The organism is Ruegeria sp. AP7, assembly GCF_056539905.1.
Genome location: NZ_JBQFVT010000015.1, coordinates 53397 through 65656 on the forward strand (window position 1 = coordinate 53397; position 12260 = coordinate 65656).

At 58.2% G+C, this 12260-nt stretch carries 11 protein-coding genes; 6 read left to right on the forward strand and 5 right to left on the reverse strand.

Features of this window, described 5'->3' with window-relative positions; all coding sequences use genetic code 11:
• Window positions 1–35 precede the first annotated feature (35 nt).
• Window positions 36–782 (reverse strand): bifunctional 2-polyprenyl-6-hydroxyphenol methylase/3-demethylubiquinol 3-O-methyltransferase UbiG, encoded by a 747-nt coding sequence (gene ubiG / locus ACR0KN_RS19805; protein ID WP_480655953.1) that lies wholly within the window; start codon window positions 780–782, stop codon window positions 36–38.
• Between the two features lie 48 nt (window positions 783–830).
• Between ubiG and pip the strand changes: the two genes are divergently transcribed.
• The 6 genes from pip to infB all read left to right on the forward strand — a co-directional run bounded on the left by pip (window position 831) and on the right by infB (window position 8119).
• On the forward strand, window positions 831–1808 hold the full coding sequence (gene pip, locus ACR0KN_RS19810; protein WP_170781804.1) for a prolyl aminopeptidase: 978 nt from the start codon (window positions 831–833) through the stop codon (window positions 1806–1808).
• Window positions 1805–2623 (forward strand): ABC transporter substrate-binding protein, encoded by an 819-nt coding sequence (locus tag ACR0KN_RS19815; RefSeq protein WP_480655955.1) that lies wholly within the window; start codon window positions 1805–1807, stop codon window positions 2621–2623. The genes pip and ACR0KN_RS19815 overlap by 4 nt, the downstream gene beginning before the upstream one ends.
• Window positions 2624–2783: 160 nt before the next feature.
• Window positions 2784–3374 carry a ribosome maturation factor RimP gene (gene rimP, locus ACR0KN_RS19820; protein ID WP_170473629.1) on the forward strand — a complete coding sequence of 197 codons (591 nt, stop codon included), beginning with the start codon at window positions 2784–2786 and terminating at the stop codon, window positions 3372–3374.
• A complete protein-coding gene (gene nusA / locus ACR0KN_RS19825) occupies window positions 3374–4987 on the forward strand; it encodes a transcription termination factor NusA (RefSeq protein WP_010442532.1) in 1614 nt (537 codons plus the stop codon). Before rimP ends, nusA begins: the two co-directional genes overlap by 1 nt.
• 22 nt (window positions 4988–5009) lie before the next feature.
• Entirely contained in the window at window positions 5010–5633 is a 624-nt protein-coding gene (locus ACR0KN_RS19830) for an RNA-binding protein (protein WP_480655957.1), read from the forward strand.
• 8 nt (window positions 5634–5641) lie between these two features.
• Window positions 5642–8119: a translation initiation factor IF-2 gene (gene infB, locus ACR0KN_RS19835; RefSeq protein WP_010442534.1), complete on the forward strand. Its 2478-nt coding sequence runs from the start codon at window positions 5642–5644 to the stop codon at window positions 8117–8119.
• A gap of 62 nt (window positions 8120–8181) precedes the next feature.
• Here infB and ACR0KN_RS19840 read toward each other — a convergent pair whose 3' ends face one another.
• The 4 genes from ACR0KN_RS19840 to ACR0KN_RS19855 form a co-directional block, all read right to left on the reverse strand.
• Window positions 8182–9012 carry an alpha/beta hydrolase gene (locus tag ACR0KN_RS19840; protein WP_480655959.1) on the reverse strand — a complete coding sequence of 277 codons (831 nt, stop codon included), beginning with the start codon at window positions 9010–9012 and terminating at the stop codon, window positions 8182–8184.
• A gap of 3 nt (window positions 9013–9015) precedes the next feature.
• Entirely contained in the window at window positions 9016–9897 is an 882-nt protein-coding gene (locus tag ACR0KN_RS19845) for a tryptophan 2,3-dioxygenase (protein ID WP_170775891.1), read from the reverse strand.
• Between the two features lie 63 nt (window positions 9898–9960).
• Complete coding sequence (gene tdh / locus ACR0KN_RS19850; protein ID WP_480655998.1) at window positions 9961–10989, reverse strand: L-threonine 3-dehydrogenase; 1029 nt, start codon at window positions 10987–10989, stop codon at window positions 9961–9963.
• A 14-nt stretch (window positions 10990–11003) separates the two neighbouring features.
• A complete protein-coding gene (locus ACR0KN_RS19855) occupies window positions 11004–12188 on the reverse strand; it encodes a glycine C-acetyltransferase (RefSeq protein WP_480655961.1) in 1185 nt (394 codons plus the stop codon).
• Window positions 12189–12260 lie beyond the last annotated feature (72 nt).

Below are 12260 nucleotides of genomic sequence, written 5' to 3' on the forward strand. Positions count from 1 at the left end.
TTTTTGTCAGTATTTGGATGGTGTTTACACCCATCCTATCCCGCCTTCACACTCGCCGTCACATAATTCACGCTCAAATCCCGGTCCGAGATCGACCAGCTCCACAGGATCGGGTTGAAGACAAAGCCCTTGCGGTCCACCGGCTCCAGTCCGGCCTGACGCAGCAGGTCGAACAGCTCATCCGGCGTGATGAACTTGTTCCACTCATGCGTGCCGCGCGGTAGCCAGCGCATGACGACCTCGGCCCCGAAAATCGCCATAGCATAGGATTTCGGGTTGCGGTTGATGGTCGAGCAGATCAGCAGCCCGCCCGGTTTCAACAACTGCTGCGAGGCGGTCAGGAAACCCAGCGGATCGGCCACATGTTCGACCACTTCCATGTTCAGCACCACGTCAAACTGCTCACCTGCGGCTGCCATATCCTCGGCGGTGGTGTGGCGATAGTCGATATCCAGCCCCGATTGCTCGGCATGGATGCGGGCGACGGGCAGGTTGCCTTCGGCGGCGTCGGCGCCCACGACCGTCGCGCCCAATCGCGCCATCGGTTCGCTCAGCAGCCCGCCGCCGCAGCCGATATCCAGCAGGCACAGCCCCTCAAAGGGATGTGAGGTCTTGAGATCGCGGTCGAACTCACCCGCGATCTGATGTGTGATATAATCCAGACGGCACGGATTCAGCATGTGCAGAGGTTTGAATTTCCCATGCGGGTCCCACCATTCGGCGGCCATCGCCTCGAATTTTGCGATCTCTGACGGGTCGACCGTGTTCGGATGCGCTTGCATTCCTGTCTCCGTGTGCTCTTTTACGCTTAAGGACTATATAGGGCCGTAATGGATAAGTACCCGGACCAAAAGCGCGCAGTTCAATATCTTTACCCGCCGATCGATCCGTTCGATCAGCGCGTCGTTGATATGGGTGATGGGCACCGTATTTATGTGGAACAATGCGGTAATCCCAATGGGATACCGGTCGTGGTGCTGCATGGTGGGCCGGGTGGCGGTTGCAGCCCCGCGATGCGGCGCTATTTCGATCCAGAGGTCTACCGGGTGATTCTCTTTGATCAGCGCGGTTGTGGCCGTTCAAGGCCCACGGCCTCGGTCGAAGACAATACGACCTGGCATCTGGTCGCGGATATCGAACGGTTGCGAACGCTGTTTGGTATCGAGGACTGGATTGTCTTTGGCGGCAGCTGGGGTGCAACACTGGCTTTGATTTACGCGCAGACACACCCGGATCGGGTCAACCGTCTGGTGTTGCGCGGCGTGTTTCTGGCGACGCAGGCCGAGCTCGATTGGTTTTATGGTGGCGGTGCGGGCAAGTTTTGGCCGGAACAGTGGGCCAAGTTTGCATCCCTGTTGCCCGAGGCCGAACAGTCTGACGCGATCAATGCCTATCACAAGCGCCTCTTTTCGGGCGATCGTGCGACCGAGATCCTCTTTGCGCGCGCTTGGTCTCATTGGGAGAACGCTCTGGCCTCAATCCACACCAACGGATCGGTTGGGGAAAGCCCCGGGGAATACGCCCGTACCTTTGCACGGCTGGAAAATCATTATTTCAGGAACGGCGCGTTTCTCGAGTATGATGGCCAGATCCTAGACCAGATGGACCGTATCGCACATATTCCCGGCCATATCGTGCAGGGAAGGTATGATATGATCTGTCCACCGCAAGCGGCCTGGAACCTGGCGCAGCGATGGCCTGGCGTTGACTTGAAAATGGTGCGCCAGGCAGGGCACGCCTTGTCAGAACCGGGTATAAGCGTTGAGCTGGTCCGGATTATGGACCGCGTGGCGGAGGGTACGGCATGACCAGGATCGACCGTCGTGCATTGTTTGCCTCGGGTGCTGCCGCCGCCTTGCTGGCGGCGACGGGCGGGTCGCTGGCGGATACACCAAAGACAGGTGGCAAGCTGCGGCTTGCGGTTCCGCGCGATGAGAGTTTGGAAATATTAGCGCGCGGGGCCGTGTTCGACACCCTGACCGAAGTCGCATCAGATGGGACCTTGCGCGGCGAACTGGCAAAAGCTTGGCAGGCTGAAGAACACGCGCGCGTATGGAGCTTTGATCTACGCGACGACGCGATGTTCCATGATGGATCCGCCATGCATGCAGACGATGTAGCGGCGGTATTTTCAGACATCGGACGCGCGGAGGCCCTAGCCCCTGATCGCGTTAGGTTGGAACTGGCCGCGCCCAATCCTGGTTTGCCCTTCTTGCTTGCCGACAGTCGGTTTGTCGTGACACGTGACGGGCAGGGAGTTACCCCATTGAACACGGCAACGGGCACGGGGTGCTATCGTGTAGAACGGGCCGAGGATTCTCGCCATTTCCTTGGGCGCAAGGTGGCGGGCCACTACAAAAATGGCCACGCGGGTTGGGCTGATGCGTTGGAAATCATTGTGATCCCTGATGCGCGTGTGCGGGCCGAGGCTTTGCGGGATGGCTATGTGGACATTGCTGCCCTGCCCGAAGGTGATGAGCTTAAGGATCAACGCGGTCTCAGATACCATCCAAGTAAGACCGACATGGCGCTGGCAGTGGCCGCGCATGTTGGCATGCCGCGTCAGATTGGCAGGGGGTCGCTGGACGATGGGCGCATCGCCGAGCGGTGGTGGCTGGCCTAAATCCGATCACGATTTTCGCCGGGGGTTGCAGACTCGGAAAAGCCTGCGTATATGCAGTTGCAACAGCGGCGCGTTGGACTTCTGGTCCGGGGCTCCACCGGAAATCTCGACGGGCCGCGCGCCCGTTTTTTTGTGCCCGATGACAGGGTAGAGAACCTGAATGACAAACGACTTGATAGCCAAAGCAGCCATTGACCGGCGACTGGCCGAGATTATCACACCCGTGATCGAGGATCTGGGATATGAGCTGGTGCGCATCCGCCTGATGAGCGGCAAGACCACCACGATGCAGATCATGGCCGACAAGCCCGATGGCGGCATCGAAGTAGATGACTGCGCCGAGATTTCGAACGCAGTGAGTGCCACGCTGGACGTCGAGGACCCGATTCTTGATGCCTATACGCTTGAAGTGTCCAGCCCCGGCATCGACCGCCCTCTGACCCGTCTTAAGGATTTCGAGACCTTCGAAGGATACGAGGCCAAGATTGAGACCGCTGAACTGATCGACGGCCGCCGCCGCTTTAAGGGTGAACTGGCCGGGATCGAAGGGGATGAGGTACTGATCAATATCCCCGAAGGGGACGAGACGATCACCATCGGTCTGCAATTCGACTGGCTGAGCGACGCCAAGCTGGTCCTGACTGATGAACTGATCAAGGAAATGCTGCGCCAGCGCAAAGACGCCGGTGCCCTGAACGAAAACGCTTTCGACGAGATTGAGACCGAAGGGTCCGAAGAGGAGACGAACTGATGGCAATCACCTCAGCCAACCAGCTGGAGCTGCTGCAGACCGCCGAGGCCGTGGCCCGCGAAAAGATGATCGACCCCGGTCTGGTTGTCGAAGCGATGGAGGAATCGCTCGCCCGTGCCGCCAAGAGCCGCTACGGCGCGGAAATGGATATCCGCGTGTCGATCGACCGCAAAACCGGCAAGGCGACCTTTACCCGCGTCCGTACCGTGGTTGAAGATGAAGAACTTGAGAACTATCAGGCTGAGTTCACCGTTGAGCAGGCCAAACAATATATGGAAAACCCTGAGGTCGGTGATGTCTTCGTTGAAGAGGTTCCGCCGGTTGAGATGGGCCGTATCGCGGCACAATCCGCCAAGCAGGTGATCTTGCAGAAGGTCCGCGAAGCAGAGCGCGACCGTCAGTACGAAGAATTCAAGGATCGCGCGGGCACCATCATCAACGGTGCGGTCAAGCGCGAGGAATTCGGCAACGTCATCGTCGATCTGGGCGGTGCCGAAGCCGTTCTGCGCCGCAATGACAAGATCGGCCGCGAAAGCTATCGCCCGAATGACCGTGTGCGCGCCTATATCAAGGAAGTCCGCCGCGAGGTGCGTGGTCACCAGATCTTCCTGTCGCGCACCGCGCCGGAATTCATGGCTGAGCTGTTCAAGATGGAAGTGCCGGAAATCTATGATGGCATCATTGAGGTCAAGGCCGTGGCCCGTGACCCCGGCTCGCGCGCCAAGATCGCTGTGATCTCGTATGACGGCTCGATTGATCCCGTGGGTGCCTGCGTTGGTATGCGCGGCAGCCGCGTGCAGGCCGTTGTGAACGAGCTGCAGGGTGAAAAGATCGACATCATCCCGTGGAACGAAGATCAGCCGACCTTCTTGGTGAACGCTCTGCAGCCTGCAGAAGTTTCCAAGGTGGTTCTGGACGAAGAAGCCGGTAAGATCGAAGTGGTTGTACCCGAAGAGCAGCTTTCGCTGGCCATCGGTCGCCGCGGTCAGAACGTGCGTCTGGCCAGCCAGTTGACCAACCTGGACATCGACATCATGACCGAAGCCGAAGAATCGGCCCGTCGTCAGAAAGAGTTCGAAGCCCGTACACAGCTGTTCATGGAAACACTGGATTTGGACGAGTTCTTCGCGCAACTGCTGGTTTCGGAAGGATTCACCAACCTCGAAGAAGTGGCCTATGTCGAAATTGAGGAACTGCTGGTCATCGACGGTGTTGACGAAGGCACCGCGCAAGAACTGCAGACCCGTGCGCGCGAATTCCTAGAAGCACAAGCCAAGGCGGCGTTGGATGCGGCCCGTGCGCTGGGCGCCGAGGACAGCCTCATTGAATTCGAAGGCCTGACACCCCAGATGGTAGAGGCGCTGGCCAAGGACGATGTGAAGACGCTGGAAGACTTCGCAACCTGTGCCGACTGGGAACTGGCCGGTGGCTGGACCACAGTTGATGGTGAGCGCATCAAGGATGATGGTGTTCTGGAACCTTTCGGCGTGACGCTGGAAGAGGCTCAGGACTTGGTCATGACGGCGCGCATTATGTTGGGCTGGGTTGATCCGGCTGAATTGGAGCAGGCCGAAGAAGACGGCGAAGCAACCGATGAGGAGGTCGAGGCCTGATCTCAGGCCTCGGGTGGCTGACATGGGTCGCGGTGGCGTCCAAAAGGATCGGTCGGAAGGCCCTGAACGCAAGTGCATCGCCACTGGCGAGATTCAGCCTAAATATGGCTTGATCCGCTTTGTGGCAGGGCCGGACGGTCAGGTCTTTCCCGATGTTGCGGCTAAATTGCCGGGGCGCGGGGTCTATGTGGCGGCGGATCGCGCCGCGCTGGACAAAGCAGTGAGTAAGAAACTGTTCTCGCGTGGGTTCAAGGCGCAGGTGAGTGCGGCCAAGGATCTAACAGATGAGGTCGAAAAACAGGTGGCGCGCCGGGTGATCGAGCTGATCAGTTTGGCGCGCAAGTCCGGAGATGCGGTCGCCGGGTATGAAAAGGTCAAGGCGTGGCTGGACCGGGAAGAGGCCCAGGTGTTGATTCAAGCCTCGGACGGATCGGGGCGCGGTAAGTCGAAACTCAGCACGCCGCACTTTGGAAAATACATCGGCTGGCTGACTGCGGATGAGCTCGGGGCGGCATTTGGGCGCCAAACCGTGATTCATGCGGCCATGGCCTCTGGCGGACTCGCCAAACGTGTTGTAGAGGAAGCGCAGCGCCTGCGTGGCTTGCGCGAAAAGGATGACGGCGGCAAGGGCCGCTCGGAAGGGTAAGAAGCTTAATGAGCGATAGTGACGGCAAAAAGACATTGGGTCTTCGTGGCGGGGCACGCCCCGGAAATGTGAAACAGAGTTTCAGCCACGGACGCACCAAGAATGTCGTGGTGGAGACCAAACGCAAACGCGTGGTCGTACCCAAGCCGGGCGCGACCAAACCAAGTGGTGGTGCGGCACCTTCGGGTGATCCTTCGCGTCGTCCGGCGGGTATTTCTGATGCGGAAATGGCGCGCCGAATGAAGGCGTTGCAAGCTGCCAAAGCGCGCGAGGCTGAAGAGGCCGCTGCGCGCGAGGCACAAGAGAAGGCGCGTGAAGAAGAACGTGCGCGCCGCCGGGCCGAACAGGAAGCCAAGGAACGCGAACAGCGTGAGGCTGAAGAGCGTGCTCGTGCCAAGGCCGAGGAAGAAGAACGTAAGCGCAAAGAGGCGGAAGAAGCTGCCAAGCGCGCTGCTGCGGCACCCGCGCCCGAAGAACAACCGCGTACGGCACGCGGTCCGGCCAACAAACCGGCGCCAGCGGCTACACCCCGCAAGCAAGACCGCGAGCGCGAGCAGCGTGGCCGCGGCAAAGGACGTGACGACAACCGCCGTTCGGGCAAGCTGACACTGGGTCAGGCTACCGGTGGTGAAGGTAATCGTCAGCGTTCAATGGCTGCGATGAAGCGCAAGCAGGAGCGTGCGCGCCAGAAAGCCATGGGTGGCCCGGTCGAGCGGGAAAAGGTGATCCGCGACGTTCAGTTGCCCGAGGCGATCATGGTCTCGGAACTGGCCAACCGTATGGCTGAGCGCGTGGCTGACGTTGTCAAATCGCTGATGCAGATGGGCATGATGGTCACGCAGAACCAGACCATCGACGCTGATACCGCTGAGCTGATCATCGAAGAGTTTGGGCATAAGGTGACCCGCGTCTCTGATTCGGATGTTGAAGACGTCATCAAAGAAGTCGAAGACAGCGATGACGATCTGCAGCCGCGTCCGCCAGTCATCACCATCATGGGCCACGTTGACCATGGTAAGACATCATTGCTGGATGCGATTCGTGACGCGCGCGTTGTGGCGGGCGAAGCCGGTGGCATTACCCAGCATATCGGCGCCTATCAGGTGAAAACCGATGGTGGCACCACGCTGACCTTCCTTGATACGCCGGGCCACGCGGCCTTTACTTCAATGCGGTCGCGCGGTGCTCAGGTCACAGATATCGTGGTTCTGGTTGTGGCTGCCGATGATGCGGTGATGCCGCAGACGATCGAGGCGATCAACCACGCCAAGGCGGCCGAAGTGCCGATGATCGTGGCGATCAACAAGGTCGATAAGCCGGATGCGAACCCGGACAAGGTGCGGACCGATCTGCTGCAGCACGAAGTCATCGTCGAAAAGATGTCAGGTGAGGTTCAGGACGTCGAAGTGTCCGCCATCACCGGTCAAGGTCTCGATGAACTGCTGGAAGCCATCGCGCTGCAGGCCGAGATTCTGGAACTGAAAGCCAACCCCGACCGCGCCGCCCAAGGTGCCGTGATCGAGGCGCAGCTTGACGTGGGCCGTGGTCCCGTTGCCACCGTTCTGGTTCAGAACGGCACTCTGCGTCAGGGTGATATCTTCGTCGTGGGTGAGCAGTATGGTAAGGTCCGTGCGTTGATCAACGACAAAGGCGACCGCGTCAAAGAAGCCGGCCCCTCGGTTCCCGTTGAGGTTCTTGGTCTGAACGGTACGCCTGAAGCGGGCGACGTTCTGAACGTGACCGAGACCGAAGCTCAGGCCCGTGAGATTGCTGCCTATCGTGAGCAAGCAGCCAAGGACAAGCGCGCCGCAGCTGGTGCCGCAACCACCCTTGAGCAGCTGATGCAGAAGGCCAAGGAAGACGAGAACGTCACCGAGCTGCCGATCTTGATGAAAGCTGACGTGCAGGGTTCTGCCGAAGCCATCGTTCAGGCGATGGAGAAGATCGGCAATGAGGAAGTGCGCGTACGCGTTCTGCACTCGGGTGTTGGCGCGATTACCGAAACGGATGTCGGTCTGGCCGAAGCCTCGGGCGCTCCGATCTTTGGCTTCAACGTTCGTGCCAATGCGTCAGCGCGAAACACCGCGAACCAGAAAGGCGTCGAGATCCGGTATTATTCGGTGATCTATGACCTCGTGGATGACGTGAAAGCAGCCGCATCCGGCCTGCTGAGCGCCGAGATCCGCGAGAAGTTCATCGGTTACGCCGAGATCCGCGAAGTCTTCAAGGTTACCGGCGTTGGCAAAGTTGCCGGCTGTCTGGTCACCGAAGGCGTGGCGCGTCGTTCCGCAGGTGTTCGTCTGCTGCGCGACAACGTGGTGATTCACGAAGGCACGCTGAAGACGCTGAAGCGTTTCAAGGACGAAGTGACCGAAGTTCAGTCGGGTCAGGAATGCGGTATGGCGTTCGAAAACTATGACGACATCCGCGCAGGCGACGTGATCGAGATCTTCGAACGCGAAGAAGTGACCCGGACGCTCGACTGATCTGGCTTCCAGCGAGAGATTTAAGACAGCGGCTCAATTGGGCCGCTGTTTTCTTTTTGGAGTTATTCGCTGCGCGACGACAAAAACGAGCCCGAGGGCATGATGATGTCGAAGTGATGTTTACCCTGTTGAAGGTCGAAACTGACCGAATGTCCTGCTTTTCGTAGCAACTCCGCATAGTCACGGCTTTGTCGAACAAATTCTGGTGTATCTCTTTCAGCAACCGTTACCCTGTAGCGCGGCCCCGGCGCGGGCAGATTGAGGCATGGGGAAAGATCGTGAATCTCGACCTTAGTCAGTTGCAAGGGATCATTTACCGAAGTTAGGCTAATCGGCTCCAAATCGTAAACGCCACTGATCAGAATTACGTTACGCACTCTTAGACCCGCCTGCGCCAACGCGCTGGATGAGGTGGCCATGACCATCGCTACCAGATGCGCACCTGCGCTATGACCTGACAGAGTGATGTTTGATGGATCGAAGCCTAATAACTCGGCCTGTGATGCAAGCCACAGCAAGGCATCGCGACATTCTTCGACCATCTGCCCCAACCTAGCTTCAGGGGCGAGTGTGTAATTCAGGGTCGCAAAGGCCTGCCCGTTTTCGTGTAGCACCGGTGCCATCGGGGCGGATTCGCGCTGGCTGAGCGCCTGCCAATACCCTCCGTGAATGAACACATGCAAAGGTGCGTTTGCGTCTGAGGAGGGGAAGAAATCCAGAACCTGCGCCGGACTGTCGCCATATGCAAGGTTTTCGCGCACATCCATCCGTGTCCGGGCCTGAGCGCTGAGCGCAACATAACTGTCCAGATATGGCGTCAGATCGCCACCAATAATCGAGCTGGGGGAGTATTCCTGTTCAAGTTGATCTTGGGTGAACCCGCGATAAAGCATGCCTCAGTCTCCCGCATACATCAGCTCGGTGCGCATATCGTAGAGGTCGTGGAAGAAGCGCAATTCCAGCGCCTTGCGCAGAAAGGCCACGCCGCTCGAGCCACCTGTACCGGGTTGCATCCCGATGACCCGTTCGACTGCCGTAGCGTGGTCGAAACGCCAGCGCTGGAACAGCGATTCGACGTCCATCAGCTTTTCAGCCAGAGCATAGAGGTCCCAATACTTGCCGGTATCCTGGAAAATCTCGCACCAGATTTTCACGACGCGCGGGTCGCCGGAATAGGATTGTGAATAGTCACGTTCGATCAGGTCTTGCGGTACGTCAAACCCTTGCCGTGCCAGCATGTGCAGCACTTCGTCATAAAGGGACGGTTTGGTTAGCGCTGCGCTCAGCATCTCCATGACCTCCGGATCGTGTTCATGAACCTTGAGGGTCGAAGCATCCTTGTTGCCCAATATGAACTCGATCTGGCGATAACCGTAACTCTGAAAGCCTGACGAACTACCTAACGCATCGCGAAACGTCATGTAGTCGGCGGGCGTCATGGTCAGCAGCGTTTCCCAAGCGGTGATCAACTGCCGCTGGATCGCCTTGATCCGGTCGAGATTTTTCATCGCCGGGCCGAAATCGTCTTGCTGCAGGAAGCGCCGCACTTCGACCAGCTGGTGATGCATCAACTTCAGCCATAGCTCGCTGACCTGATGGATGATGATGAATAACATCTCATCGGGCTGAGCAGGATCCTGAAAGGTTTTTTGCAGATTCAACAGGGTTTTGAGTTGCAGAAAGTCGCCATAGCTTTTGCGATGCGTCTCAGCGAAATCGGTGACCAGAGAATCCTCGATTCCGCGTTCCAGCAGTCGGTCATCTTTCGTGCTGCCCATCTTGCTCCTCCGGTTGGTTGCTCGATCCCTGTGTATGGGCCAGTTTTGCAACTATCCAGAGGGTCAGGTCCAGTCCAGAACAACTTTGCCGGACAGGCCCGACTTCATTGCTGCGAAACCTTCGGCAAAATCGTCAACACCAAACTGATGGGTGATCACGCGGCTTACGTCCAAACCGTTCTGCAGCATAGCAATCATCTTGTACCATGTCTCAAACATCTCACGGCCGTAGACGCCCTTGATGGTGATGGCTTTAAAGACAATGCGACTCCAGTCGACCGGAGATTGGCCCGGTGGGATGCCCAGCAGGGCGATCTTTCCGCCCATGACCAGCGCTTCGACCATCTGATCCAAAGCTGCCTGCGAGCCCGACATCTCCAAACCCACGTCAAAGCCTTCTTTCATCCCCAGTTCGGTGATGACATTGGACAACTCTTCTATGGTTACATCGACCGTACGTATCGACGGCACCACATGTTCCGCCAGTTTCAGTCGATCTGCATTGATATCGGTGATTACGACGTTTCGCGCACCTGCATGGCGTGCGACAGCTGCTGCCATTATGCCGATCGGGCCTGCGCCTGTTATTAGAACATCCTCACCCAGCAGATCGAAGCTCAGCGCGGTATGAACCGCATTGCCCAGCGGGTCGAGGATGGCGCCAATCTCATCCGGCACATCATCTGGCAAAGGAATCACGTTGAAGGCGGGCAGTTTCAAAAACTGGGCAAAGGCACCTTGTTCGTTTACGCCGATGCCTCGAGTTCCAGGGTCCAGATGAAACTTGCCTGCACGGCTTTGGCGACTTTCAGTACCGATCAGATGCCCTTCGCCCGAGCAGCGCTGGCCGATCTCAAGCCCGGTAACGTTGCGACCAATCTTAACGATTTCGCCTGCGAATTCGTGGCCGGTGATCATCGGCACTGGTACTGTGGCTGCGGCCCAGTCATCCCAATTCCAGATATGAATATCTGTGCCGCAGATGCCGGTTTTGTTTATGCGGATCAGTACCTCATCCGGTCCAATCTCGGGCACTGGGGCCTGAACCATCCAAAGACCTTCCTCGGGCTTGGATTTTTCCAGTGCTTTCATCGTGTTGGGTCGCATCAGATCACCCCCAATTCCTTGCCGACCTTGCCAAAGGCCGCGAGCGCGCGATCCAATTCATCCTTTGTTAGAGCCGCATTCATCTGCGTTCTGATCCGGGCCTGACCGCGCGGAACGACGGGGAAGAAGAAGCCCGAGACATAGACGCCCTCATCAAACAACCTCGACGCCATGTCTTGCGCAAGCGTTGCTTCCCCCAACATCACCGGGATGATCGGGTGCTCACCGGGTAACAGATCAAAGCCCAGCTTTTCCAAACCGGCGCGCCAGTATTTGGCGTTGCCGAACAGTTGCGCGCGCAGCATGTCGCCCTCTTCAACCAGACGGATTGCTTCCAGACCGGCAGCGACGATGGACGGTGGCAGCGAGTTTGAGAACAGATAGGGCCGCGCCCGCTGCCGCAGCAGGTCGATCACTGGCTGCGGCCCGGCGATGTAGCCGCCGATTGCCCCCCCAAGTGCCTTGCCCAGAGTTCCCGTCAGAATGTCCACGTCGACGCCGAAGTGATCCGGCGTGCCCGCACCGTTTGGCCCCATGAAGCCCGTGGCGTGGCAATCATCGACCATGACGATGGCGTCGTACTTGTCGGCCAGCTCGCGTATTTTTGGCAGATTGGCCAGATAGCCATCCATCGAAAAAACGCCGTCGGTGGCGATCATGATATGCCGCGCCCCGTCCTCGCGTGCCTGTTTCAACCAAGCCTCGAGGTCGTTCATGTCATTGTTTAGATAGCGATAGCGTTTGGCCTTGCAGAGCCTTACGCCATCGATGATTGACGCGTGGTTCAGACTATCCGAGATGATTGCGTCTTCAGGCCCTAACAAAGGCTCAAACAGCCCGCCATTGGCATCGAAACAGGCAGCGAACAGAATTGAATCATCTTTGTTCAGGAACTTGGCCAGCCGTTGCTCAAGCTCGCGGTGAATATCCTGCGTGCCGCAGATAAAGCGGACCGAGGCCATGCCGAACCCTTTTGGTTCCATGGCGTTCTTGGCGGCGTCGATCAGGGCGGGGTGATCGGCCAGGCCCAGATAGTTGTTGGCGCACAGGTTGATGACCTGCTTTCCGCCCACAGTAATCTCACCGCCCTGAGGCGAGGTGATCATTCGTTCACGCTTGTACAGACCTTCGGATTCGATCTGCTTAAGTGTGTCCGTGATGTGGGACAGGAATGCATCTGCCATGGCGACCTCCGTTCATCTGAGTCGCGCTTCTAACATAACGGACGAACATCCCAAATAGGGGATTTACGAAAT